The organism is Paenibacillus violae (assembly GCF_032461945.1).
Taxonomy (GTDB): domain Bacteria; phylum Bacillota; class Bacilli; order Paenibacillales; family NBRC-103111; genus Paenibacillus_E; species Paenibacillus_E violae.
In genome coordinates this window covers 64,580-90,542 of sequence record NZ_JAWCUD010000010.1, presented here as the reverse complement: position 1 = coordinate 90,542, position 25,963 = coordinate 64,580, and the positions used below count along the sequence as shown (strand labels likewise).

The 25,963-nt window shown below is 46.3% G+C and carries 24 protein-coding genes; 8 read left to right on the top strand and 16 right to left on the bottom strand.

Annotated elements, in window-relative coordinates; all coding sequences use genetic code 11:
• Positions 1 to 194 precede the first annotated feature (194 nt).
• A complete protein-coding gene (locus tag RQP52_RS25235) occupies positions 195 to 713 on the top strand; it encodes a hypothetical protein (protein ID WP_315954582.1) in 519 nt (172 codons plus the stop codon).
• 131 nt (positions 714 to 844) lie between these two features.
• Here RQP52_RS25235 and rlmN read toward each other — a convergent pair whose 3' ends face one another.
• Positions 845 to 1,927: a 23S rRNA (adenine(2503)-C(2))-methyltransferase RlmN gene (gene rlmN, locus RQP52_RS25230; RefSeq protein ID WP_315954395.1), complete on the bottom strand. Its 1,083-nt coding sequence runs from the start codon at positions 1,925 to 1,927 to the stop codon at positions 845 to 847.
• Between the two features lie 252 nt (positions 1,928 to 2,179).
• On the opposite strand from rlmN, the gene RQP52_RS25225 reads away from it, so the two are divergent.
• A complete protein-coding gene (locus RQP52_RS25225) occupies positions 2,180 to 2,611 on the top strand; it encodes a VOC family protein (RefSeq protein WP_315954394.1) in 432 nt (143 codons plus the stop codon).
• 78 nt (positions 2,612 to 2,689) lie between these two features.
• Here RQP52_RS25225 and RQP52_RS25220 read toward each other — a convergent pair whose 3' ends face one another.
• On the bottom strand, positions 2,690 to 3,043 hold the full coding sequence (locus tag RQP52_RS25220) for a hypothetical protein (RefSeq protein ID WP_315954393.1): 354 nt from the start codon (positions 3,041 to 3,043) through the stop codon (positions 2,690 to 2,692).
• A gap of 271 nt (positions 3,044 to 3,314) precedes the next feature.
• Entirely contained in the window at positions 3,315 to 4,364 is a 1,050-nt protein-coding gene (locus RQP52_RS25215) for an NAD(P)/FAD-dependent oxidoreductase (RefSeq protein WP_315954392.1), read from the bottom strand.
• Positions 4,365 to 4,542: 178 nt separating this feature from the next.
• On the opposite strand from RQP52_RS25215, the gene RQP52_RS25210 reads away from it, so the two are divergent.
• Genes RQP52_RS25210 through RQP52_RS25195 form a run of 4 tightly spaced genes read left to right on the top strand, consistent with a single transcriptional unit; the run spans position 4,543 to position 8,302 of the window.
• Positions 4,543 to 5,391, top strand: coding sequence for an ABC transporter ATP-binding protein (locus RQP52_RS25210; RefSeq protein ID WP_315954391.1), 849 nt, complete (start codon positions 4,543 to 4,545; stop codon positions 5,389 to 5,391).
• Positions 5,339 to 6,274, top strand: a complete 936-nt coding sequence (locus RQP52_RS25205) for an iron-hydroxamate ABC transporter substrate-binding protein (RefSeq protein WP_315954390.1) — start codon at positions 5,339 to 5,341, stop codon at positions 6,272 to 6,274. The genes RQP52_RS25210 and RQP52_RS25205 overlap by 53 nt, the downstream gene beginning before the upstream one ends.
• A 22-nt stretch (positions 6,275 to 6,296) precedes the next feature.
• Positions 6,297 to 7,295 (top strand): FecCD family ABC transporter permease, encoded by a 999-nt coding sequence (locus RQP52_RS25200; protein WP_315954389.1) that lies wholly within the window; start codon positions 6,297 to 6,299, stop codon positions 7,293 to 7,295.
• Positions 7,292 to 8,302, top strand: a complete 1,011-nt coding sequence (locus RQP52_RS25195; protein WP_315954388.1) for a FecCD family ABC transporter permease — start codon at positions 7,292 to 7,294, stop codon at positions 8,300 to 8,302. The genes RQP52_RS25200 and RQP52_RS25195 overlap by 4 nt, the downstream gene beginning before the upstream one ends.
• A gap of 98 nt (positions 8,303 to 8,400) precedes the next feature.
• Here the strand turns inward: RQP52_RS25195 and RQP52_RS25190 are convergent, their stop codons facing one another.
• From RQP52_RS25190 to adh, 6 genes are all read right to left on the bottom strand, one after another.
• On the bottom strand, positions 8,401 to 8,859 hold the full coding sequence (locus RQP52_RS25190; protein ID WP_315954387.1) for a hypothetical protein: 459 nt from the start codon (positions 8,857 to 8,859) through the stop codon (positions 8,401 to 8,403).
• A 37-nt stretch (positions 8,860 to 8,896) separates the two neighbouring features.
• Positions 8,897 to 9,325, bottom strand: coding sequence for a hypothetical protein (locus RQP52_RS25185; RefSeq protein WP_315954386.1), 429 nt, complete (start codon positions 9,323 to 9,325; stop codon positions 8,897 to 8,899).
• Positions 9,322 to 10,515: a ParM/StbA family protein gene (locus tag RQP52_RS25180; RefSeq protein ID WP_315954385.1), complete on the bottom strand. Its 1,194-nt coding sequence runs from the start codon at positions 10,513 to 10,515 to the stop codon at positions 9,322 to 9,324. Before RQP52_RS25180 ends, RQP52_RS25185 begins: the two co-directional genes overlap by 4 nt.
• A 265-nt stretch (positions 10,516 to 10,780) precedes the next feature.
• Positions 10,781 to 12,070 (bottom strand): RNA polymerase factor sigma-54, encoded by a 1,290-nt coding sequence (gene rpoN / locus RQP52_RS25175; protein WP_315954384.1) that lies wholly within the window; start codon positions 12,068 to 12,070, stop codon positions 10,781 to 10,783.
• Positions 12,071 to 12,286: 216 nt separating this feature from the next.
• Positions 12,287 to 12,649 (bottom strand): DUF779 domain-containing protein, encoded by a 363-nt coding sequence (locus RQP52_RS25170; protein WP_315954383.1) that lies wholly within the window; start codon positions 12,647 to 12,649, stop codon positions 12,287 to 12,289.
• 13 nt (positions 12,650 to 12,662) lie between these two features.
• Positions 12,663 to 14,183, bottom strand: coding sequence for an aldehyde dehydrogenase (gene adh / locus RQP52_RS25165; RefSeq protein ID WP_315954382.1), 1,521 nt, complete (start codon positions 14,181 to 14,183; stop codon positions 12,663 to 12,665).
• A gap of 235 nt (positions 14,184 to 14,418) precedes the next feature.
• Between adh and RQP52_RS25160 the strand changes: the two genes are divergently transcribed.
• Both RQP52_RS25160 and RQP52_RS25155 read left to right on the top strand, forming a co-directional pair.
• Positions 14,419 to 16,164, top strand: coding sequence for a sigma-54-dependent Fis family transcriptional regulator (locus RQP52_RS25160; RefSeq protein ID WP_315954581.1), 1,746 nt, complete (start codon positions 14,419 to 14,421; stop codon positions 16,162 to 16,164).
• Positions 16,165 to 16,341: 177 nt separating this feature from the next.
• Entirely contained in the window at positions 16,342 to 17,187 is an 846-nt protein-coding gene (locus RQP52_RS25155; RefSeq protein ID WP_315954381.1) for an aldo/keto reductase, read from the top strand.
• Positions 17,188 to 17,257: 70 nt separating this feature from the next.
• Here the strand turns inward: RQP52_RS25155 and RQP52_RS25150 are convergent, their stop codons facing one another.
• The 7 genes from RQP52_RS25150 to RQP52_RS25120 form a co-directional block, all read right to left on the bottom strand.
• Positions 17,258 to 17,626, bottom strand: a complete 369-nt coding sequence (locus tag RQP52_RS25150) for a VOC family protein (RefSeq protein ID WP_315954380.1) — start codon at positions 17,624 to 17,626, stop codon at positions 17,258 to 17,260.
• Positions 17,627 to 17,674: 48 nt separating this feature from the next.
• The gene (locus RQP52_RS25145; protein WP_315954379.1) at positions 17,675 to 18,043 is read right to left on the bottom strand and encodes a DUF4180 domain-containing protein; all 369 of its coding nucleotides are present in this window, start codon (positions 18,041 to 18,043) and stop codon (positions 17,675 to 17,677) included.
• 18 nt (positions 18,044 to 18,061) lie between these two features.
• Complete coding sequence (locus RQP52_RS25140; RefSeq protein ID WP_315954378.1) at positions 18,062 to 19,078, bottom strand: SDR family oxidoreductase; 1,017 nt, start codon at positions 19,076 to 19,078, stop codon at positions 18,062 to 18,064.
• 320 nt (positions 19,079 to 19,398) lie between these two features.
• A complete protein-coding gene (locus RQP52_RS25135) occupies positions 19,399 to 20,568 on the bottom strand; it encodes a Ger(x)C family spore germination protein (RefSeq protein ID WP_315954377.1) in 1,170 nt (389 codons plus the stop codon).
• Entirely contained in the window at positions 20,565 to 21,662 is a 1,098-nt protein-coding gene (locus tag RQP52_RS25130; RefSeq protein WP_315954376.1) for a GerAB/ArcD/ProY family transporter, read from the bottom strand. The genes RQP52_RS25135 and RQP52_RS25130 overlap by 4 nt, the downstream gene beginning before the upstream one ends.
• Positions 21,663 to 21,690: 28 nt before the next feature.
• Positions 21,691 to 23,157 (bottom strand): spore germination protein, encoded by a 1,467-nt coding sequence (locus tag RQP52_RS25125; RefSeq protein WP_315954375.1) that lies wholly within the window; start codon positions 23,155 to 23,157, stop codon positions 21,691 to 21,693.
• A 130-nt stretch (positions 23,158 to 23,287) separates the two neighbouring features.
• Positions 23,288 to 25,717: an EAL domain-containing protein gene (locus RQP52_RS25120; protein WP_315954374.1), complete on the bottom strand. Its 2,430-nt coding sequence runs from the start codon at positions 25,715 to 25,717 to the stop codon at positions 23,288 to 23,290.
• Between the last annotated feature and the right edge of the window lie 246 nt (positions 25,718 to 25,963).

Sequence of the window (25,963 nt, the reverse complement as noted above, 5' to 3'; positions counted from 1 at the left end):
ATTGTGTACGCTTGAGTCGTTTTCATTCATAAAAGAGGGAGGAAGCTCCAGCAAAAAGTTAGCATGCAGGGAATCGGCCGGACAAAATCAGTCTTGAGACTGATAAGTTCCTCCACCTAAGCAGGAGGACGTGATTCTTGCACCGTGATATGCTAGATGTAATGAATAAATTAATAGGAGTGAAAATAGTGAATATGAATCGCAGCGCTTTTCTCGGCCCGATCTTGATTCTTTTAGGCATCTTCCTGTTTCTTAAAGGGGAAATCACGTTCAGTACGGGCACCATTTTTGAATATTTCTGGCCAACCTTATTCGTCATTCCAGTCGGTGTCTTCTTTCATTGGCTGTACTTCTTCATCTTGCATCGCAGAGGTGTAGGGGTTCTGGTGCCAGGCGGCATTCTGCTTACGGCAGGTGTTGTTTGCCAAATATCCATGCTGTTCGACATTTGGCATCTCATGTGGCCGGGCTTTATGCTTGCAGCCGCCGTCGGTTTGTTCGAGCTGTATTGGTTCGGAGGCCGCAATAAATGGCTGCTTATTCCGATCAACATTTTGACCGTGATGTCCCTCTTGTTCTTTACGATTTTCTCGATCGGATCGCTCTTCTCTGGCATTTTCCACAATCAGCCCATCTTCGCCGCTCTGCTCATTGTTGTCGGTTTGGCCTTAATGTTTATGCGCGGTCGGGAAACTAGCAAGTACCAAGGATAAACGACTTCGTCGTCCTTTCAGGACGAGCGTGGTTCTCAAGGTAGAGCGAAGCAAAAGTAAAAAACTTATACTTTCTTATCTACTGAAAAAAACCTTCCAAACCACGAACTTGTGGACTGGAAGGTTCTTTTTTATTGAGCAACCAAGTTATCCTCTGTGGATTTCTTGATTTGTTTGCTGCGTAATTGTCCACAAGCGGCATCAATATCGGTTCCGTGTTCAAGACGGACACTGCAGGAAATGCCTTGCTTTTTGAGCGTATCATAGAATGCCCGCACGGACTCCCGCTCGCTTCGTTGGTACTGGCTATGCTCATCCACCGGATTGTACGGGATAAGATTCACATTGGCGAGTTGACGGATGTGCTGTATCAGCTCAGCCAGCTGGATAGCATGCTCTTTGCCGTCATTCACGTCTTTCAGCAAAATGTACTCGATTGTAATTCTTCGGTTTGTTTTCTCCAGATAGTACTCAATCGAACTCATCAACTTTTCAATAGGAATCGCTTTGTTAATTTTCATAATCCGCGTCCGAAGCTCGTTCGTCGGGGCATGCAAGGAAATCGCGAGGTTCGTCTTCAAATCGGAATCCGCGAATTCTCTGATTTTATCAGCAAGACCACTTGTGGAAACGGTGATATGTCTAGCGGCAATATCAAGACCTTTCTGATCTTTTACGACGCGGATGAAATCCACCATGTTCTTGAAATTATCGAAAGGCTCGCCAATTCCCATGACAACAATGTGGCTAACGTGCTCATTCGCGCCCTTGCCGTCCAAATGAAGCTGAACCTTCATAATTTGTTCCACAATTTCTGCGCTGGTGAGATCCCGGCTCTTAGCCAGCAGACCGCTTGCACAGAAGCTGCACCCGATATTGCAGCCAACTTGTGTTGTTACACATACGGACAGCCCGTATTTGTGACGCATCAGCACGGTTTCAATCAGGTTGCCGTCCATCAATTTAAACAGGAATTTGATTGTCCCATCCGCCGACTCTTGTTTCAGATGCTCCGTCAAGGTTTGAATGGCGAAATGCTCCTCCAACACCTGAAGACAGTCCTGTTTAACATCCGTCATCTCCGAGAACGAGGTTACCCGCTTCCCATACAGCCAATCCCATACAAGTAAAGCCCGCGACTTTTTGAATCCTTTTTCAGCGAGCCAAGCAACTAATTGATCAAACGTTAATCCATAAATGGATCCTTTATTCATGTGTTATCCTCTTTTCAAGACTTTCACTTACAGTCCAATTTCTATGAAACAGCCGAAGCTTACCATCTAGTTATTATTGTGCCAAAAATCGTCCATGAACACAAGAGGAGTGAGCTTCCAGTGATTCATCAAAGATTTACAAATTAATCGAACATATGTTCTTTATTTTTTTCGCGTTTTGTGTTAATAATAAGAGGTAAGGTTTTCTTAACATTGATCCTAATCAAAATTAACTCGAGGAGCTGAAGGTTGATGACATTACGCTTAGACCCTTATTTAGTCATGGAAGGAAACGCTAAGGAAGCCATCCAATTCTATGAAAAGGCATTAGGAGCTAAACAAGTTTTCGTACAAACGTTTGGTGAAATGCCAGCAAATCCGGACTTCCCGCTCCCTTCAGAGGCTAATGAACTTATCGGACATGCGATGCTGATGGTGGGCGATACGCGTCTGATGCTGTCCGACGCCTTCCCTGGGCAACCTGTTCAGAAAGGTGCCAATGTTACCATTTGCATTTCGATCAAGGATGTTGAGAAATCCAAAGCGATCTACCATGCACTGGAAGATGGGGGACGCGTCATTATCCCGCTGTCAGAATCCCACTTCAGCCCTGCATATGGCCAAGTAGTCGACAAGTTTGGCGTAGGCTTCCACATTTTCACTGACCAACCAACGAACAACTAAAGATCGGAATGTCAAAAAGCCTTCATTCCATTTCTACCGTTGGATTGAAGGCTTTTTTATGTAGAACCCCTAACATGCTTATCGAACGATTTTCTCGAGGATTTTCATAGAAGAGGCTGCTATTTCTTCAGCAGCTGGTACTTGCATAGGTACAGGCGCTGACGTTGGTGCTGGCTGATCATGAAACATTTTATTCGCATACATCTTCTTAATTTGACCGTAAAAACTTGTCGTTCGTATGTAGGAAATCATCCTGCAAATCATTTGCATTTGCATCGTATCTTCAATCCCGGAGGCGATGTTGAAAAGTGTATTCAAACTGCCAATAGCTTGATCCCTAGTGATGATCCCACTTTCCAAATCCCTCACAACCCGCTCCATGTCACTTTTTACGAACATAACTGCTCTGCTCTTTATATTCTTATCTATCAACCACTGCACCTCCTAGATGTATGTACTAAAATAGTACAACACCCCAATTGGAATAGCTGTCGAAGTGAGGGGAGCAAGATTATAGTATTTTTCGGGAATGCCAAGGAATCTTGTCGTCTTTTGTTAGGAAAAATTTGTAAACGTGGGCCTTACCTGTATTTTTCTCAGAAATTGCATGGTTCCTCGTTCTTTGGCAATTCGAAGTCCTGACGAAGCATCTTTGCTTGTACGAGAGGTATTATTCCCAAAGCAACCAATTTAAAGAGTCCTGTTAGCTGAACATTTGCTTCACTAGTTCCCGATTTCGTTCTTTGAAAACTTCATTATGGGAAGAAACCATAGCATACTTGTAGGCACCTGGCTGTATGAATTGTTTCGCTTTATTTACAGCATTCGCTGCATCATGGAAGGCTGCGGCGATCAGATGGACTTTCCCCTCATGATTGAGAATATCGCCAGCTGCATAAATCCCCTCGATGGAAGATTCGCTCGCTGCGCTGCCTTTAATATAATAGTCGTCTACGATCTCGATCTTCACTTCGCTATTTTGAAGTAAAGTCGTATCCCGCTCGTAGCCGTGATTAATGATGACTTCATCAATTTCCAAATACGAAATTTCGCCCGTTTCGTGATTCTCAAGCTGAACGTGCTCAATCGTTTCGTGATTTGCACCGGCAATTAATTTACAAATCGAAGAATTAAAAATACATTGCACAGAGCTTTCCATAAGCTGCTTCACTTGAGCCTCATGACCGGAAAGCGCATCTTTGCGATACGTTAAATAGACTTTTCCAGCCACAGGCTCCAGCTCATTAGCCCAGTCAACGGCTGAGTTGCCCCCGCCAGAGATGACGACCGTTTTACCCTTAAAGCGCTCAAGAGACTTCACCGTATAATTCAAATTAGATACCTCATACCGTTCCGCACCCTCGATTTCAAGCCTTTTGGGATTGAGAATGCCCCCGCCTACTGCGACTATGACTGTTTTCGACAAATGCTTTGCGCCGGATGCAGCGAGTAGTTCAAAGATCCCCTCTTCATTGCGCCAGATCGACTCGACTTTCTCACTTAAGACAACCTCCGGCGAGAATGTTAATCCTTGTTCGACTAGTTTCTCGATCAGCTTTGCGCCAGGCAGCGGTGTATGACCGCCAACGTCCCAGATCATCTTTTCCGGGTAGACATGCACTTTGCCGCCAAGCTGTGGCTGATACTCAATAATCTTTGTTTTCATTTCTCTCAAGCCGCTATAGAAAGCAGAGTAAAGCCCTGCCGGGCCTCCTCCGATGATCGTTACATCAAACAATTCCTGATTCTCCATAAACGTTCACTCCTTTTCACTTACATGCAATTGATTATCATTATCAATTAACTATAAGACTATTTTTTTCTTTTGACAACAAAATAATCATTGACAACCTTAATTTGTTGACTTAAAGTATGTTTAGTTATGTTAATGATAATGATTATCACTATCGATAACATTCTGGAGGTGTCTTATGGTTCGCCTGTATATAGATGGACTCAACATTGGTTATGGAGAACGTTCGATTGTCAAAAATCTTAGCGTTGCCATTCCTGACAAAAAAATTACGACCATTATCGGTGCTAACGGTTGCGGTAAATCCACCCTTTTGAAAGCTACTACACGGATTATTCCTCACCAATCCGGACGTATCGTACTGGACGGAGCACTTATCTCGAAAGAAAACACCAAAGTTCTCGCCAAAAAAATGGCGATCCTGCCACAGACGCCTGAAAGCGCCAGCGGATTGACCGTCGGTGAATTAGTGTCTTATGGCCGCTTCCCTTATCAAACCGGCTTTGGCCGATTGGCAAAAAAGGACTATGAAGCCATTGACTGGGCGCTCGAAGTGACAGGCACCCAAGATTTCAAATACAGGCCTGTCGATTCCTTATCCGGTGGTCAACGGCAACGCGTTTGGATTGCGCTGGCTATCGCCCAGGAAACCGATATTATTTTTCTGGATGAGCCAACAACCTACTTGGACTTGGCCCATCAACTAGAGGTGCTGGAGCTGTTGCAGCGATTGAATCGGGAACAAGACCGAACGATTGTCATGGTGCTGCACGATTTGAACCAAGCCGCTCGTTTCGCGGATTACATCATCGCTCTGAAAGATGGCGAAATTGTCAAAGCTGGCGATTGCGAAGAAGTGATGCAGCCTGAAGTTCTCAAGCAAGTTTTCCACATTGATGCGGAGATCGGAAGAGATCCTAGGACCCATAAACCCATGTGCATTACTTACAACTTACTAAAGGGAGACTACTCAAGTGAAAAAAATACTGATTCCATTCCTGCTCTTCATCCTAGTACTAGCTACTAGCGCTTGCGGATCTGCAGCACCTAAAAAAGAAGATGACTCTGCAACACCGGCTACTTCAGTTGCGGCTGGGTCCAAAACAATCACATACCAGTCCGAAGATGGGCCCGTTGAAGTGCCTGCCAATCCACAGCGTGTCATAGTCCTTTCTGCTTTTGCAGGAAACGTAATGGCGTTAAATGTGAAGCTTGTCGGCGTGGAGTCATGGTCCAAAGCTAACCCTAACTTTGACAAAACCCTAAAAGATGTGCAGGAAGTTTCCGATGAAAACTTGGAAAAAATCATTGAACTAAAACCCGATCTCATTATCGGTCTATCCACAATCAAAAATATAGATAAACTTAAGAAAATCGCGCCAACCGTTACATACACATATGGGAAAGTTGACTATCTAACCCAACATATCGAAATCGGAAAGCTTTTGAACAAAGAAAGTGAAGCGAGAGCTTGGGTTGACGACTTCAAGAAACGCGCACAAAAAGCAGGTACTGACATTAAAGCCAAAATCGGCGCTGACAAATCCATTTCCGTCATCGAGAGCTTCGACAAACAGCTTTACGTATATGGCGATAACTGGGGGCGCGGGACAGAAATTCTTTATCAAGAAATGAAATTGCCTATGCCTGCCAAAGTGAAGGAAACAGCTCTGAAAGAAGGCTATTATGCCTTGTCGACGGAAGTGCTGCCGCAATTCATGGGCGATTACGTGATTTTCAGTAAAAACCCGGATGCCGACAACTCGTTCCAACAAACAGAGACGTACAAGAATACAACGGCTGCAAAAAACGGTCACGTTTATGAAGCCAACGCCAAGATTTTCTACTTCAACGATCCTTTAACGCTGGAATACCAACTAGATTTCTTCATCAAAAATTTGCTTAAATAACATCACGGAGGAGCCGTCTCGGATGAAACAATCCATTTCATTTGGTTATAAATTTGCCCTTGGGCTCCTTGTGTTTGTGGGAATGTTTGTTGTTGCTATGGTGTTTGGGGCAGCGGATGCTACCCTCTCGGATGTCTGGCTGGCACTAACTTCACACACCACAAGCGGTGCGATTACAATCATCCGTGAAATTCGATTACCCCGCGAAATCGCGGGGATTTTCGTTGGAGCGGCTTTAGGCGTCTCAGGCGCCATTATGCAAGGAATAACACGTAATCCGCTAGCGGATCCCGGCTTGCTGGGGCTGACAGCAGGTGCCAACGCAGCACTCGCCCTAACCATCGCTTTATTCCCTTCAACAAGCTACTTGGGTATCATGCTCGCTTGTTTCATTGGAGCGGCCATAGGGGCGCTTCTGGTTTTCGGCATCGGAGCGATGAAAAAAGGCGGATTTTCACCCATCCGCATCGTTCTCGCCGGAGCTGCGATCTCGGCCTTTTTATACGCTGTTTCCGAGGGGCTCGGTCTTTATTTCAAAATCTCAAAAGATGTTACCATGTGGACGGCAGGCGGATTGATCGGCGCATCATGGGACCAGCTGAAGGTGATCGTACCTTTTATCGTGGTGGGATCGCTGGTATCTCTCCTGCTCTCCAGGCAGCTTACCATTCTTAGCTTAAGCGAAGAGGTGGCTGTTGGATTAGGGCAAAAAACGGCGCAAATTAAGGCGATTCTCTTCATCATCATTATTCTATTGGCAGGCGCATCCGTCGCCCTTGTCGGCAATATGGCTTTCATTGGGCTTATGATACCGCACGTCGTGCGTGCTATCGTAGGCACCGATTACCGGTTCATTATTCCAATGTCCGCAGTCTCAGGCGGTACGTTCATGCTGCTCGCAGATACACTCGGACGCACCATGAATGCGCCGTATGAAACGCCTGTAGTGGCTATTGTGGCGATGCTAGGCTTACCTTTCTTCCTGTTTATCGTACGTAAAGGGGGCAAAGCCTTCTCATGATTCATCCATCTATTCTCAGAAAACAACGCCTGCTCGTAGTTGGAGCTCTGTCACTTATCATCGTTACGATTGTGATCGGCATGGGGCTAGGCTACTCGTCGTTGTCCTATAACCGGCTGCTTCCTACCCTATTTGGTCAGGGGACCTTCAAAGAAGACTTTGTGTTATTTTCAATTCGATTACCTCGGATTCTGATTACCTTATTGGCCGGCATGGCACTTGCGCTATCCGGAGCGATCCTGCAGGGCGTTACACGCAATGATCTAGCTGATCCCGGCATTATCGGGATAAACTCCGGTGCGGGTGTCGCCGTTGCCGTCTTCTTTCTCTTTTTCCCGGTAAAAGCAGGCTCTTTCGTGTATTTTCTACCGCTAGTCGCTTTTATTGGAGCTCTGCTAACGGCAGCCTGCATCTACTTGCTCTCTTATAGTCGAAAAGAAGGTCTTCAACCCGTCCGATTAGTGTTAATGGGGATTGGCTTCTCCATGGCCTTATCCGGCATCATGATTGTCGTCATCTCCTCCGCAGAACGTGCGAAGGTAGACTTTATCGCCAAGTGGCTGGCAGGCAACATCTGGGGAACCGATTGGCCGTTCATCTGGGCGCTTCTGCCTTGGCTTATCGTGCTCATCCCGTTCTCCTTGTACAAAGCCAACCGGTTAAATCTGCTTGGTCTTAACGAGCCCGTTGCAATCGGGGTTGGTGTATCGGTGGAAAAAGAGCGTATCGTCCTACTTCTTACCGCTGTCGCACTTGCGGCTTCAGCCGTTTCCGTCACGGGAGGCATTACCTTTATCGGGCTTATGGCTCCGCATATCGCAAAAGCTTTGGTCGGGCCAAGGAATCAGCTGTTTATTCCGGTCGCTGTTCTAATCGGCGGATGGCTGCTGCTTCTGGCTGACACTGTCGGCCGCAATTTGCTCGACCCCGATGGGATTGCCGCCGGTATTATGGTCGCGTTGATCGGTGCACCTTATTTCATATACTTATTGCTGAAGAAAGCATGAAGAAAGACAGCATGCAAAAAAAGCTATCCTCCCGATTTTTGGGGGAATAGCTTTTTTTGATCATGAACAGGAGTTTTCCCTGTTATTTGCAGTTTTCCTCAGTTCGCGATTTGACTCCAGACCGGATACTCATCCAAGTAACCATACTGGTGCAGTTCCGTAAGTGCCTTGCGGATGCTGCTCTCATCCTCGCCTGACTCGCTGGAGAGTTCCAACAAGTCGGTCAAGTCAATCTTAGGATGTTCCTTGCAAAAAGCAAGCAGACCTTTGGCTGCCCAGGATAACCGATCGTCTTGGAAATCACCGACCAACCGGCGAAACATTTTCTGGGAAATAATTTTCATCTCGACGAGATTCTGCATCGCTTTCGTTACCTGCTTCAGATTCATCCGACCAAGTTTTGCAATATCAACCAAATCGGGAACATTTGATTCTGAGGAGAAGCATTTCAACACGATAACGGTCATTTGCGTATAAACATCCATGCCAGGATAACGAAATATATCATCAGTTAATGTAAAATGCCTAGCTGCTTCTTTCCCCTGATTGTTATCCATTTGGGTGTCCTCCTTATCCTGAATCATGGAGTTCCCCCTACTCGGGCTCCCTTCCATGATCCGAAGTAGGCACTAGCTTCCCTGAATTTTGCCGGGACTGCTGGAATATTTGTGCCAAGCTGAATTTCTTCTGTTCCCCCTCCGCACCTGCTGCTGGAGCTGGCTCTGGAGGCTCGTCCAATTCTACCTTGGGATCGATCTCTTCCAGTTCTACGGGAGGGCTTACTCTGTCTATATCGTGGAACATTTCTTTCCCGGGAAATAATTCAATTTCAGATGTTGCAGATGCTGACAAGCGCTCTTCGCGAACATATTTCGTTAAAATATCTATAATACCTTGGCTAAAATAGCCATCCATCTTCAACTGGTTTAAATAATCGATGACCTCAGTGGGCGTATCTGATGGAATATACAAAGTTACATCCTTGCCAGAGCGAACGTAGACGGTGGATCGGCGTTTTTTCAATCCTGACCGCTCCCGTTCTCGGAGACTCCTTTGGCATCTGTGCCGGCCGCGACTTCGTCCGCATGTTTCAGGGCGTGGTCCAGCATGAGGAACGTGCCTCGAACATTCCGGAATTGGCTGTGCTCGGCTGTATCAAACCGAATGGGCAGGCCCAGCTCGGCGTTTATTTTCTCAATCCAAGGCTGCAAAACAACAGCTCCGCCGCCGATAAACCAGAACTCGTTCGCATAACGAACATGCTTCCAGGAGCTGCGGGCGAACTTCAGCACTTTCTCCGCTAATATGCGCATGTGTTTGTTGATCAGGCTCGTCATATCAAACACGACCTTGCCCTCGGCATAGATCTCATACTCCTTGTTGACGAGCATGAGCGTCAATTCGGCTGTGCTTGCAAGCAGCTCCTCGCCTTGCGCATTCACCTCGTTCCGAATGCTTTCGAGTGCGTCGTTGAGATAGATTTTTGCGCCAGTCGAGTGCCTTTGATCCAGATCAAGCCCTGGTCGGAAGAAAGCGATATCCATATCTACGCCGCCGACATCGGCAATGCCAAAGCCTTTGTGCGACAGATGGGATTTCGAAGTTGCTTCCAAATCATAAACGCCGGATACATCGTCTATGCTGATATCGGTTGGAAGCGAAAATTCCATTTCAACTGTGATCCCTTTGAAAACAGGGGTCGTTACGAACGTGACGGAGTGGACGCCTCCGGTAATTTTACGGGCAAATTCATCGCGGAATTTCGTAATTTCGCGAATCGGCAGGCCGGTGCCCAGGTTTACGGCAGCTTTAATCCGCTTTTTACCCTGCTTGATTGCGTCCTCATGTTGTTTGGCAATGGCATAAGCGGCAGCTGTCAGAAGCGTCACCATGGTCTCCGGTCTCTGGGCTTTCTTTTGCACAGCTTTATCTCCGACAATCTCGTGAAGAATACCTTCATCGCCAATAGCGAGATTTCCCACGTAAACATGTCGGTACTGATCACTTTCAATGGCAGGCGATGTAATTTGAACGTCGAGGAAATCCAAGGGATCACCTTGTTCCATCAAAAGAAATCGTTCACCAAACGGTTGTGCTAGTACATTAGGGAAAATGAAGCTACAGTCCAGATGGTCATAAATGACCTTGACATGACTGCTGCCGTTATCTATGGACAGCGTGATGGTAGTGGTTAAGACTTCGTTCTTTGTCAAGTCAATTCCCCTCTCCTACCTTGATTTGAATCTATATACCTATTCGCAATAGGAAAGTAGAATGAGTGGGTATTTGGAATATTTCGTTAATTTTACGCTTTCACTGGAATAAAGTTTAAAGTCTAAAGTTTAAACTTTAAACGGTAAAGTTCAAGCCTTAAACTTCAAGATTTGAACCTCAAATCTTAAAGTTTAAGATCTGAACCTCAAATCTTAAACTTTAAGATCTGAAAACTTTAAAAGCTTAGCGTTTAAAGTTTAACCTTCAAACGTTAGATCGCCTTTTTAGAGCAGGTGGAACATTCATCTGTTCTCTGTATTTAGCCACGGTTCGGCGCGAAATGACGAGGCCCCTGCTGATGAAAAGCTCGGAAAGCTGTTGATCCGAGAAAGGCTGGTCTCGATTCTCTCCCGCAATCGCTTCGCGAAGCTTTTCCTTGATGTAAAAAGAGGAAACCGACGTTCCATCGGCCAGCTTTATCGAAGAGGAGAAGAAATATTTCAGCTCAAATATCCCCCACGGGGTTTGAACGTACTTCCGGCTGACCGTACGGCTTACGGTGGATTCATGTACTTGCAGCGCTTCAGCCACTTGCTTCATCGTCATCGCTCCGATATGAGCGGTGCCCTTCGCACAAAAGTCGGCCTGAAACTCGAACATGAGGCTTGCGGTTTGCAGCAGCGTAGCTTTTCTTCGCTCAATGCTGTCCATGAGCCCCTTTGCTGCTTGCCATTGCTGTTTCAAGAAGCGGTAAGACTCTTGCGAAGCCTTCTGCTCCATCAGACGAAAATAGGAATCGCTGAGTGTAATGCCCGGAATCGCTGCGTTTTCCAGAAAAACAGTATACTTCCCCTCTACCAGCTTCAACTTGAGATCTGGTACTACATACTGCGGCTGTTCTCTGCTGTACATCGCTCCAGGCTTAGGGTTGAGCGCTTTTATCTGTTCAATCGCTGCTTGGATGCGTGGTAACTCTGTCCCGTATTTGACCGCTAACTGATGAAGCTTGCCAGCGGCAATTTCGGGCAAATCCTGTTGGATCAAATCTACCACCAACGGGTCTATTCCCTTCATCTGCTGCAATTGGAGGAGAAGACATTCCGCTAAGGTTGAAGCCCCTACGCCGTATGGCTCTAAGCTTTGGATAATTTGAATAGCCTGACGCACTAGCTCCAACGAGGAGCCTTGAATGGCAGAAATTTCATCTCTCGTATAGGGAAGGTAGCCCTTTGCATCCAGATTTCCGATGATCCATTTGCAGAGTACCTTTAGAACACTTTCCAAATTCATACAGGCTATCTGTTCTAGTAAAACCGATTCTAACGTAGGCGTGGCGTTATGATCGACATTGAGCCGCCAATCGTTATTAGAACCTCTAATTGGGCGGTTTGCCGGATGTCTATACTTAAGTTCGATAAAAGGATTCTCATTTGCTTGCTGTTTCACCAACTCATGCAAATCCGAGGAAGACATGTGAAGAATCTCCATAGACTGCCGCATATGTGGGGTAAGCAGCATTCTTTGATCCTGCAGGGTAGTCAATGAGATTTCCATCCGCATACTCCTCCTTTTAGAATGAAATCGCTTACCTTTAGTATATTCGTACTTTTGCTGTAAAATCCACCATGAAAAAGGGCTGCACTCCAAGAATCCGCCCACCGCACAATAGCCTTTAGGGCAAAAATAGAGCCCTGTAATTTCCCTGACATGTACTTTATGAGGCACAAAAAGACCTAGCGATAGAACATCGCCAGGTCCTGCGTACACTTCTTACAAACCTAACACGCGCCGCTCTTCCTCCGTAAACATCCTCGAACGCGTCAAAAACCGCCGGCCCTCCGGGCCTTCGAGCGAAAACATGCCGCCCCTGCCGGGAACCACATCGATGATCAGCATCGTGTTTTTCCAATATTCGTACTGGGATTTACTCATATAAAAGGGGGCGCCGCCGATATCCCCCAACCAAACGTCGCTGTCGCCGATCAGGAACTCCCCCTGCGCATAACACATGGGAGAGCTTCCGTCGCAGCAGCCGCCGGATTGATGAAACATAACGGGGCCGTGTTTGGCTTTCACGATTTCAATTAGCTCCAGAGCAGCCTCAGTAGCAACAACCTTGCTTGCCTCCGTCATCGCAGCAGCTCTCTTAGAAGAAGCCCAGTGCTTCAGGGCTGTAGCTAACGAGCAAGTTTTTGGTTTGCTGGTAATGCGAAAGCATCATTTTGTGATTCTCGCGGCCGATGCCTGAAGTCTTATATCCGCCAAAAGCTGCATGGGCAGGGTATGCATGGTAGCAATTCGTCCATACACGCCCCGCTTCTATGCTGCGGCCCATCCGGTAGGCTGTGTTCATATCGCGCGTCCATACGCCTGCTCCAAGACCATAGAGCGTGTCATTCGCAATAGCCAAAGCCTCTTCCTGATTCTTGAACGTCGTAACCGCAAGTACAGGGCCGAAAATCTCCTCTTGGAAAATTCTCATCTTGTTATTCCCTTTAAGAACGGTCGGCTGGATATAGTAGCCTTCCGAAAGCTCCCCTTCCACTTTCCCTCTGTCACCGCCAATCAGACATTCCGCACCTTCTTGCGAGCCGATGTTGATATAGCTCATAATTTTCTCAACTTGCTCTGTTGAAGCCTGTGCCCCAATCATCGTCGATGTATCAAGAGGGTTGCCTTGTGTGATCGAAGCGACCCGCTTCAGAGCTCTCTCCATAAATTGATCGTAAATCGACTCCTGAATTAATGCGCGCGACGGGCTCGTGCACACTTCCCCTTGATTGAGAGCGAACATAGCAAAACCTTCAAGCGCTTTATTGAAAAAAGCGTCATCCCGCGCAAGCACATCTTCAAAGAAGATGTTCGGAGACTTACCGCCCAGCTCCAAGGTAACCGGTATCAAATTCTGCGAAGCATATTGCATAATTAAACGGCCCGTTGTCGTTTCTCCCGTAAAGGCAATCTTCGAGATACGGCTGCTTGAGGCAAGCGGTTTACCCGCTTCAAGGCCGAAGCCGTTAACGACATTGACGACGCCTGGAGGCAGCAAATCTTGAATAAGCTCGAGCAGCACCAGAATGGAAGCCGGCGTTTGCTCAGCCGGCTTGAGAACTACGGCATTTCCTGCCGCAAGCGCCGGAGCGAGCTTCCATGTCGCCATCAGCAGCGGGAAGTTCCACGGAATGATCTGCCCGACGACGCCGAGCGGCTCATGAAAATGGTAAGCCACCATATTGTCGTCCAATTGGCTGAGCGTACCTTCTTGGGCGCGGATGCTCCCTGCGAAATAGCGGAAGTGATCAATCGCCAGCGGCAGATCGGCCGCAAGCGTTTCACGGACAGGCTTACCGTTATCCCAAGTTTCGGCAACCGCAAGCATTTCCAAATTAGCTTCCATACGATCAGCAATTTTATTTAAAATAACAGCGCGCTCAGCAACCGACGTGCGTCCCCATGCCTCTTTGGCAGCATGTGCGGCATCCAAAGCCAGCTCGATATCTTCAGAAGATGAGCGTGGAATCTCACAGAACACACGATTATTTACAGGAGACGGATTGTCGAAGTATTGCCCCTTAACAGGCGCAACCCACTGTCCGCCGATAAAGTTTTCATACCGTTTTTTGAACGTTACTTTGGATCCGTTTTGTCCAGGTTGTGCATAAATCATTCTCGCTCAGCCTCCTTAAAATGGTATACATAAATAGATAAGCAAGAATCGTGCCAACGGACAAAATCCCGTTACAACGGGGTTTATGAATGGCGTACGAAGTTCGATGTTCCGTTTTGATACAAAGGATGTGTTCCATTTTGGGACATTCTTACGGGCAGCCCTCCTTTAATAAAAGCAACTATGGTATGATCGGATAAGATACGATTGCAATGGAGGGATCTTTTTGCTATCCGTGGAAAATAACTTTTTATCCGAAGCAGCGGCAGCTTCTTGGAAGCGCTGTCACGAACTTGGTTTAGTGCCCACCGACCCCATTGACGATGACATTTTAACAGGAATTCACATGCAGTCTTTACTCAAGCAAAATGAGCAAACCATCCAATACACCGAGCAAATCTTCGAACACATGCATGCCGGCATCAAAGAATCCGGCCAGATGGCACTGCTGATCAACCCGGAAGGAACCATTATTCACACAGCAGGAGATATCGACTTCTCCCGTCGAGCACTGGCGGTTCAGCTGCAAGTAGGCGCCAATTGGGCTGAACATCGCAAAGGAACGAACGCCATCGGCGTCGCTCTTACAGAGCGTAAGCCCGTGCGTGTGCATGCCGAAGAGCATTATTTCAAATCGAACCATTTCCTGACCTGCGCTTCTGCTCCTGTTTTCAACGCAATCGGCGAGCTTATCGGAATCGTCAATATTAGCGGCAAGCAAGAGAATTTCCATGCCTATACCTTTACCCTCGCCTGTTTGGCTGCTCAATCGTTGCAAAACAAAATTTTGCTCGAGGAATCGAAGAAGGAACACCTCATCACGCTAAAAGAGTTGGATTACTCCTCCATGCATCATCCTTTGCCCCTGCTCTCGCTTAGCCGAGATAACCGCATCCTCCGGGCAAATCACGCCGCTATGCGGATCATGGGCGGCGACGTCATCGGTAAACCCATGCCGAAACTGGAGGGTTTTGCCGTTCAAACTTTACATAATGAACATCAAAAGCTGTGGCAGTCTGTCTCCATTCGAAGGGTGACTGGAAATGATCAGCATTTATACACGTTTGATGATCTCGTCGGCACGTGTCCGACGTTCTTGCAGAGGAAAGAGCTGGCCCAGAAGGCTTCCTCCTCCGACTTCCCTGTTCTGCTCTTGGGTGAAAGTGGTGTCGGCAAGGAATTGTTTGCACAATCCATTCATACGGCAAGCGTCCGATCGGGAGGGCCGTTCATTGCACTTAACTGCAGTGCCATCCCAGACAGTCTCGTCGAAAGCGAATTGTTCGGCTATGCCCGCGGCGCTTTCACTGGTGCAAGCAAAGAGGGCAATATCGGAAAATTCGAGGCTGCGCATACAGGCACGATTTTCCTCGATGAAATCGGCGATATGCCCCTTCGGGCGCAGGCTGCGCTTTTGCGTGTGCTCCAGGACGGTAGGATTACTCCGGTTGGGAGCGCGAAAAGCAAAGCCGTTGATGTGCGCGTAATTGCCGCAACGAATAAGGATTTGGCCGCAGAAGTGAAGGCCGGCGGATTCCGGGCCGATCTTTATTATCGGCTGAAGGGCATCCCGATTACGCTGCCTGCTCTACGGGAAAGAAGCGATATCCTGACATTGGCGCTTCATCTGCTTCAGAAGCATGCTTCACCGTGCTGCGCCTTCACGGAAGCCGCCAAGCGCAAGCTGTTGGCCTACAATTGGCTAGGCAATATCAGAGAGCTGAGCGGCATTCTGATGCAAGCAATCTTCCTGGCTGGAGATCAGCCGATTGATGCTGAGCATCTAATGCTGGAAGATGCGGATGAGCTTACAGGCGAAGCCGCCAGCGAAGATTACCCTCTAACACTAAAAGAAGCGGAAATTAAGGCGATCAAGATGGCACTGACTGCTTCTGAATGGAATCTCAGCAAGGCTGCCGCCAAATTGCAGATTGGAAGAACGACTTTGTACCGTAAAATCGAGGAATATAGGATCATTTAAGCACCAATAGTCACAGAAGAGTAACTATCGTACTAAAAAGTACGTACTTTTCATCTCCTCATGAAACGTTCATAATAGCAATTGCCAACAGGTGACATCCTACTGATGGTGAGGATTTTATGATGCGATGAGGCCGGTTGGCCCATATATACACAGTTACATGAGGAGGAATTACGCATGACGATCAACCATTTACAATCCACAACTACCCTGCTGAACGGCGTTCAAATGCCATGGTTCGGGTTAGGTGTTTTCAAAGTAGAAGACGGTTCCGAGGTAGTAAGCTCTGTCAAAGCAGCCATTCGAAGCGGCTACCGCAGTATTGATACGGCCGCTATTTACGGGAATGAGACAGGCGTCGGACAAGCCATTTCCGAGGCCCTTGCTGAAACAGGACTCGCTAGAGAGGATCTGTTCGTAACCTCCAAGGTGTGGAACGCAAATCTTGGCTATGAGTCGACAATTGCCGCCTATGAAGCCAGCTTATCCAAGTTGGGGCTGGAATATCTTGACCTGTACCTCATTCACTGGCCGGTCAAAGGGAAATATAAAGAAGCTTGGCGTGCTCTGGAAACCCTGTACAAAGAGGGCCGCGTGAAAGCGATCGGCGTCAGCAACTTCCAAATTCATCATCTCGAAGATGTGATGAAAGACGCGGAAATCGTGCCAATGGTGAACCAGGTTGAACTTCACCCGCTTCTGTCACAGCAAGAGCTCCTCAGCTTCTCCAAAGCGCATAATATTCAGTTAGAAGCTTGGTCTCCGCTCATGCAGGGCCAGCTATTCGATCACCCGGTTCTTAATGACATCGCCGCTAGCCACAGCAAGTCGGTTGCTCAAGTCATTCTCCGTTGGGATCTGCAGCGCGGCATTGTGACGATTCCGAAGTCAATCAAAGAGCAGCGCATCATCGATAACGCCAACGTTTTTGACTTCGCGTTAACGGATGCAGAGATGGCTCGTATTGATGCCTTGAACGAGAATCGACGTGTCGGACCCGATCCGGACAACTTTGATTTTTAAGCAGCTTTTAAGCAGCCTATTAAAAAAGCACCGTTCCTTCCAACGTGGAGGAACAGTGCTTTTTTTTCGTTTAACGTGCGTTTGGATCTGCCTGCGAAACCCCAAGGAGCATGCCGCTAGGATCCGTAAAATAGGCAAGATACCCCATTCCTGGCATCGTTATTTTGGGAACAACAATGGCTCCGCCATTGGCAGGAATGGAGGCTAAAAAATCATCGATGGAGGATACATGAATCGAATTAACCGTTCTAGCCACACCATCTGGCGATTTCATTAACCCTCCGTCAATGCCTTTTTCATCCGCCTCCCCAGTTTCAATAAACCAGTAATCTCGCGACCCAGGGAACTTTGTAAACTTCCATCCGAAGGTATTCGAATAAAACGCGATCGTACTTTCTGGATCCGGTACTTGCATTTCAAAACGTAAAACCTTGCTCATTACGGTTCCCTCCGAGTTTCCATTTCTAAAAGATGTGACGAAATAACCTTAATTAGCATTGTGCAGAGCGTCCAGCGCTGCCCCTCTGTCTTTGAGGAAGAAAACTGCGTTTCCTTGATTGCACTCATAGATAAAATCCCTCAGGCTTTTACTGTTATACACGTCAAAATCGCCAACAATCGCAAATTTAACCTTGTAGTTCGTAAATTTCTGCAAAATCTCACCTGCAAGGCGGGTTTTAAGCTCAAAAAAGTCTTCTGAAATGTTAGATTTGTCCATCAAAATTTTGTGGCACTCTTCCAGATATTGAACAGACGCCATTAAATCCAAAGCCTCCTGCACATTACTTATGAGGATGTCTTCACTTTGCACAATAGCGACTCTGGAGTTATTTCTGGTATCAACCGTTATATTCATTAGCCATCCCCTTCGAATCTATTCCCGAATTGCCTGTACAGCCGCTTCTAGGGCCCGAATCACCTTATCGCACCATTGATCGAATTCCTGATCTTCTCTTTGTAACTCGGGTTTAGCTAAAATATGGGCGACAGTCGCTTTAATCCCTTGATCAAAACGAGTCGTCGCAACGAACTCCGGAACAAGCCGCTTCAGCTTCGCATTGTCGAAAACAACGGAATTCGCCTTATCTCCGAGCAATCCGCCTCTGTAATTCTCCGTGCTGCACGCATCCAGAAATTCAGACGAAACATGAACCGCCTGCAGTTTGACCCCTAGTGCATCAGCAATAGCTTCATAAATTTGATTCCAAGTCAGCGTCTCATCGGAAGTGATATGTACGGACTCCCCAATAGCATGAATATTGCCCATAAGTCCAATAAAACCTTTAGCAAAGTCGCTATTATGCGTCATTGTCCACAGCGAAGTGCCGTCTCCATGAATGATGACGGGCTTGTTCTCCAGCATACGTTTGGCAACCTGCCAGCTGCCTTTACTGCCGTGCACACCAAGCGGTATGGAGCGTTCATCATAGGTGTGGCTCGGTCTTACGATCGTAATGGGAAAACCATGGTCGCGGTACATCTTGAGTAAGTAATCCTCACAAGCAATCTTGTTCCTCGAGTACTCCCAATACGGGTTCGATAAAGGCGTCCCTTCCGTAATTCTATAATCAGACAGCGGTGTTTGGTACGCAGACGCTGAACTTATGAATATAAATTGTTTGGTTTTACCTTGAAATAAGCGATAATCTCTTTCGAGCTGAGTTGGTTCGAACGCGATGAAATCCGCAACGACATCGAACTCCAAGTGTTCAATTAGACTAGCGACATGCTCTTCATCCCGAATGTCTGCAGTGAGCAAGTTAGCCCCCGCTGGCAACGATTCATTTCTTGTGCCTCTATTCAACAGATAAAGCTCGCATCCACTGTCCAGCAGCTGCTTCGTAATTGCTGAACTAATTGTTCCTGTTCCTCCAATAAATAGCGCTTTCATGTTCCACCTCCGGCGTTCTTAGACAATCACCTATTTATTCGCCATAAGGACTCTGAAACCTCCTATGCTGATCTATGTCAAAAGAAACCTAGTACTAAGGGCACCCCCTAGGTGTCTTTTGTAGCCTGGAACTTCGAATCTGCCAGCAATCAAAATGTGTATGGCGCATATCAGAATTACGGCAAACGACTGTAGAGTTCGATGCAGTAAATGGGAAATCAATAGATATCGAATTGATTAAATACACGACAATAGTCTACGCAAAGCCACTAATGATTGGCTTTGCGTAGGCTTTTCAGATTCCTCCCCTATTGTTGGTCTTAGGTTTTGGGAATCTTGGGAACCTTCCTTCCTTTCGATCCGAACTCTCGAATGTGCACTTTTGCCTCTACCTCTACGTTTGAACGGCTGAACGCATCATCCCAGTCATCCTTTACTTTCTTCCATTCCTTGTAGTTCTTGATTCTAAATTGTTCCCCAAAGCCAGCAACATCCGCTTTATAGGTGTCCTTTATTTTGGCAATGCTTTGTTCCACAATACGCTTTACCTCTTCCGCTATCTGTTCATCCGTCTTTTTAATAAAATCCTCATCAAAAGCATCATTCACGGTCCAATCTTCCCCAAGACGACCTTCAGAATCAATGGAAACGTGAAATGTGATCTGCTCACCCTCCACCTTGGGTTTTATTTTTGTAGCGATATGATCAACTTCATAGATAATGTCCTTCTTCGTTTTCTTATCTATGATTGTGATGATTCCTCCTTTACTTCCACTCTTAGTTCCCAAAATCCAATTGATTCCCGAAACCTCCTCTCTGTTCAACCAACCGATTAAACGCTTCTTTTTTCCTGAAACGATAGCAGCTCCTTGCATCTCGGACCCATTTATAAGACCAATTACTTGAACAAGGAAGCTTTGTTGACTAGATAGATAGACGGACATCTCTCCTAAGGTTAATTGACGAGGCATCTCTAGCGTTTTGTAATGATTTCGGGATTTATAAAAAATATTAAAGGCCGGAATCTCTTTATTTTCCGTCGTTTTTTCAAGAATCGTGCTCGCAGGCCCTTTGGAAAAGTACACACGCACGGTACGTCTCATCTCATGGTCCCGCTGAAAAAAGTTTATTAAGTCCATCAACTGGGAGGTTGATGTGATCTTATCACTTAAAATAATGACCTTCAAATGCGTATAATAGGGAGAACGATCCGTCCGGGTTGACGTTCTTCTAACGATTTCAAATATATTGGAGCCTTCATCCGTAAGGTTATAATATCCTTTTACTACGCCTTCTTTCGATCCGATAGTCGTGTTGACGAATTGTTGCGTCATTTTTATCCGGTGGTCGGTTGAGTCTTCCCCTTGATCCAGCCCGATTCCGGTAATCATGCCAATCTGTTCAATTTCCCGTTTATCCCAGCACCCAGGCAGTACAATGAATGACAGCAAGGATAGGAATAAGACAGTCCGTTTTGCAGGTTGTTTCACGGTGTATGTCCCCTTTTTCTAAGTGCTGCAAGGAATAATAATAAGATTGGCATGACTCCAGCAGTGAATAAGGACAAGTTGCCAATGATTTCTCCTAGCTTGATACTGCCGTTCAAATCGCTTGGATAAATGCCAATGATATAAATAACAATCAACAAACCGATATGCACATAATTGATATTGACGCCAAACAACTGGCTGATACCAAGACTTGCGATGTAATGAGAGATAATATAGGTAGTAAAAATCTCAACAAGCCAAACAGCAATAAAGATGACTTCAAAATTCTCTAAAAAAAAGCCAGCCATCTCCACGTTTTTGATTAATTCCAAGGTCGGCCAGGTTAACGTACTGGATTCTGAGACACCTAGTACATCAATAACAATTACCGCATTGATCGTGTATAAGACGATGATCAAGCCAACACCGATGATAGCTGAACGCACCATTTTTTGGGGCTTATCCACAAAAGCGGAGAACACCATAATACACTCAAAACCTGAATAAGAAAGTGCCGTCGAGAGAAGGCCATTTAAAACAGGACGCATCCCTTCGCTTAGAACCGGGCGCAACTTATCGACATCAAAGTCTTGGACGCTGAGCAGCATAACAAACAGAATGCTTATATAGGTAATCGGCAATAAAAATTCCATGAGTCGGGCAATGGGGTTTATTTGTCCCAGGAGCAAATAACCGGCAACAAACAGAAACGTGATCATGGTCATTTCAATCGGTGTCTGATCTAATAGAAATTGCCTGATCACCTCGGCTTGCATACGCACCTCGAATGCAGCCATCAAAATATAATAAACGCAAAATATGACACTAAAAGCTATTCCGATCGCTTTACCGACAATCTGCTTATTGTATTCAAAAAAAGTTTTTCCGGGAAACCGCTGACTTACCTTCGTACAAATGACAGCTAACAGTATAGAGATTAACCCCGCTATGATGATGCTGATCCATATGTCTGGGGTACCGATCTTCTCAGAAGTGGCCCTTGGCAGCGTGAGAACGGACAGTCCGAGAATCATGGACGTGTTTAAGACAGTTAATTGCGATAACGAAATCTGATCACTTCGCACGATCTTCATGTGTCCATTTCCCCTTTAAATAGTTGCTTTAATTTGCTCGTTTCTTATCTTTAGGATCTAACAATTTTGGACGGTCTTTTATCCATTTCAAGGGATATTTAATGATTGAATCTTTCCAGTCTGAAGGGTGATAATGCACGTACACGCCTGCATAATTAGTCCCAAAGCTTTTTAGCTTCATCATGTGGGAGAGGAGCAGCAGCGTAACCATAATAATCCCGTACAAGCCTAACACTGCGGCTGCCAGCATCATGAAGAACCTTAGCAAACGCATGGCAATTCCCGCCGAATATATAGGTATCGTATACGATGCGATTGCCGTCACAGCCACGACAATAACCATGATCGGGCTCACAATACCCGCCTGTACCGCCGATTGCCCGATGACTAAGCCGCCGACCATGCCAATCGCTTGCCCGATTGGTTTGGGCAGCCGAATTGCGGCTTCACGTAGTATTTCAATCGTTATTTCCATCATCATGGCTTCCACGAAGGTAGGAAAGGGAACACCTTCCCTGCTGGAAGTGATGGATATGGCCAGCTTGGTGGGGATTAGCCCTTGATGAAAGGAAATAAAGGCAATATACAGGGATGGCAAATAAAGAGAAACGACGACGAGGATGTACCTCATCATGCGGATTAAACTTGAATAGATCCAGCGTTCGTTATTGTCTTCCGGAGAGTAAAGCATCATCGGTAATGTCACCGGCACGATAAGCACAAAAGGCGTGCCATCCAAAAGGATAGCCACTTTGCCCTCCATCAAGGCATTGACCACTCGATCCGGTCGTTCTGTGTTCATAACTTGCGGGAACGGAGAAAAGGTATTATCTTCAATAAACTGTTCAATAGACCCGGACTCAGCTGCATCGTCAATATCGATCGTTTCAATCCTGCGACAGACTTCTTCCACAATCTGATCATTGGCAATATCCTTAATGAAAGCAATAATGAGCTCTCTTTCGGTACGCTTGCCAACGTGATATTGGAGCATCGTGAACGTGGGATCTTTGATCCGCTGCCGCAGTAGCGTAATATTCTTAGAGATGTTCTCAACAAAACCTTCACGCGAGCCCCGCACCACGGATTCCGACTTCGGTTCTTGAATACTTCTTCCTTCCAAATGTGCCGTGCTAAGAATGATAAAGCTGTTAATTTGGTCAATGATGAGTACGGTATTCCCTGATAAAATATTGCGAATACACGCCGTCACGGAGTCAATTTCCACGATTTCGGAGAGTAAAATCGTGGTGCCCAGCACTCTCTCTTTGAACCGTTCTGAGAGTGAATCGCCGTCAGCCGCTTCCATCTGCATCAGTGGTTGCATCACGTTTTTGTTAATAACATCCGAACTCCCGATGGTAGTAATATAGATAATTGCAGCTTTTCGCCCTGTACTTCCTAATATAATTTCTCGCAAAACGACATCATGATTGTGCCCGATGACGTCCATAATCAAATTAACACTGTCAGAGAGGGTTCCACTTACCGTCAATGCCACTCCCCACCTTCCAACGTCGTTTGTCAGATCTCATGGTATTATTTGTTTGGTAAACATTACTTATACTAGTAAACAAAAACCCGACAAGCTCTACTGAGCTAATCGGGTTTCTAACTTGTCGTTTTTATGATCCACTTGCTCGCATTGGCGCGAAAAAAGCTTCTTCTACATCTTGAGCAGGCAACGGCTTGCTGTAATAATAACCTTGAATCTTTTTGCAATCATTATCCATGAGAATATCCAGCTGTTCCTTCGTTTCAATACCTTCCGCAATAACGTCCATATTCAAATGCTGCGCCATCGAGATAATCGTGGCCACTATCGCTTTATCATTATTGTTCTCCGTAATATCACGGATAAACGAACGGTCAATTTTGAGCTTGTGGATCGGCAAAAGCTTCAGATAACTTAAGGAACTGTATCCCGTTCCGAAGTCGTCCAGACTGATCCGAATGCCCGATTCCGTCAATTCATTTAGAATACTTCTGGAAACCGTCGCATCCATCATCATACTTTCTGTAATTTCCAGCTCCAAATATTGCGGCTCAAGCCCCGTCTCCTCAAGGATTTCCTTAATGTACATCGCCAAATTGGTCTGGTGGAACTGCTGGGAGGATAAATTGACGGAAACAGGGATCAACGGCCCGCCGCCGCGATGCCATTCTTTCATTTGCCGGCAGGCTTCTCTCAGCACCCATGTGCCCATTTCATAAATAATGCCTGTTTCTTCGGCTATGGGAATGAATACGCCTGGAGAAATCGTGCCTTTCGTCGGATGATTCCAACGAACGAGCGCTTCGACGCCAATCATCTGGCCGTCCCCGGCTCGAATTTGCGGCTGATAATTCAAGAACAGCTGTTTGCGCGCGATCGCCTGACGCAATTCAACTTCCAGCTCAATTTTCTCCTGCAGCTGCTCGTTTAATTCGCCCGTATAGAACTGGTACCCGTTCTTGCCGTTTTTCTTCACTTCGTACATCGCAGTGTCCGCATTTTTGAGCAGCTGCACCCCATCCGCGCCGTCGTTCGGATAGAGGGCAATACCAATGCTCGCTGTAACGTAGAAGTCATTCTCTTTAAGACGATACGGTACGCCAATCGCTCTGATGATTTGTTCAGCCAAATCGGCAACTTCTTCTCTATCGTAACGGCTGTCACAGAGCAGTGTGAACTCGTCACCGCCCATACGCGCCAAGGTCACATTCATGCCCTCCATGCACCGACGGATACGCTCACACATCTCCTGCAAAAATTGGTCTCCATACGTATGCCCAAGCGAATCATTAATTAATTTAAACCGATCCAGATCCATTACCATAACAGCGAACTGCTCAGCTTCACTATCGATCATTTGGCCCAGCACTTCATTGAACATTCGTCTGTTCGGCATTCCCGTCAACTCATCATGAAAGGCGAGATGTTGAATTTTCTCTTTGGACTGCTTTTCTTCTGTAATGTCTTTGGCAATGATGTAGCTGCCGACAACTTGTCCATCGAGGATGACCGGAGCGTTAATCACACTGAGTTCGACTCGGTGCCCTTGCTCGTGGATAATCGCAGTCTGATAAGTTTGCATCTCGCCGCTGCGCGACTTTACAAACATCTCCCTCGTGCGCTCCTGATCTTCCGGTACAATGAAATGTAGAATATTGTCGATCGTCTGATTGCGAAACCATTCACCGGTTAGCCCTGTGAGCTGCGTAATAGCGGAATTGAACCCAATAATGCGATACTGCATATTAATTGAAATGATGCCATCCTGATTATTTTCAAATAATGATCTATACCATTTCTCATGTTCCTGAATTTCGGTATCTTTGCGTGACAATCGATTGGAAATAAATATGCCAAAAAGCGACAAACCTAACGTGAACAATGTACCCCCTGCAATCGTATAAGCGAGAAGCTTCTGATCCAGAAACATACCCTTCGTTTCGTCTAGTGCATCGAGCATTTGAAATTGCGCTGCATACATGCCCGTATAGTGCATGCCTACCACGGCAGCTCCCATGATTAAGCCGCTGCCTAGCTTTTTCCACATTCTACTTGGCTCTGTGCCCTTACGGAAATAGAATGCTAACCATAACGCCGCGATGGACGCCACAATAGCAATGAGAATCGATAGTACGAAATATACAGGCTTATAGGAAATATGAATCTCCATTGCCGCCATCCCGATGTAATGCATAGCCGAGATGCCCGTTGCGAGCAGCAGCCCTCCTACAAGTAATAATCGCCAAGATAATTGACTGCGGCCAACTACATACAAGGCAAGGAAGGAAGCCGCGATAACGACCACGACGGAAAGTATGACTTTGACTAAGTTATAGGCAACTGAAATGTTCAGCGAAAATGCAAGCATCCCGACAAAATGCATGGACCATACGCCAAGCCCCATTGCGATCGCTCCGAAAAGGAGCCATAACCAGCGAAACAGCCCTTTGGACGTGCTGATTCTTCCTACTAAATCGAGGACAGTATAGGATGCCACGACAGCAACCACATAGGAAAATGCAACTAAAACCATATCGTATGTACCATGCAAATGATGCACTTCTAGACCTCATTTCAACTATAAAATATTGGCAATCATTTATAATATATATATTACCTGATTTGTCGAAAGATAAATAGCTTCCTAACCTGTAAAAGAGGGCTAACTGATTAACAGTTAACCCTTTCGACACAGATGATTGTTCTCACTGCGCCACCTCGTACAAGCTGCCGAGCTCCGTCAATCCATTGTCGAACAGCATAAGGTCACGAAAGCTTTTCTTGGCGTGGTTTTACTTACATTGTT